We start from the raw sequence: 329 nt of genomic DNA on the forward strand, positions 1-329 counted from the left end.
GAAATGGCGAAACTCCGAAGATCCAAACGAGACTCTCCGGAACGATGCGGACATTCCGCACTCTCAGGCATCGTTATTCAGACCTTCCTTAGATTCTGCAATCAGAGCCCTATCGTAGCCTTCATTCACGAAGTCTTGGTAGCGCTGAAAGCTTGCTTGGGCAAACTCTTCTGCCGTGATGTAACCAGAGTTACCAATTCGTGGGCCAATGAAACCAGCATCGCCCGCTAGTCTACTCGCCCGACGTCCCCCCAATTTTGAGTAGCACCTCAGTTTGGAGTCCAATTCCCTATCCCGAGGAGATTGGATGTGAAGAAGCGTTTTTCCGA

Annotated in this window: 1 protein-coding gene; it reads right to left on the reverse strand. The window is 50.8% G+C overall.

Translation table 11 applies throughout. The features are described from left to right. Positions 1–63: 63 nt before the first annotated feature. Positions 64–329, reverse strand: a 266-nt coding sequence (locus tag XdyCFBP7245_RS24380; protein WP_211287780.1) for a hypothetical protein, incomplete at its 5' end; no start/stop codon positions are given.

The organism is Xanthomonas dyei (genome assembly GCF_002939865.1).
GTDB lineage: Bacteria > Pseudomonadota > Gammaproteobacteria > Xanthomonadales > Xanthomonadaceae > Xanthomonas > Xanthomonas dyei.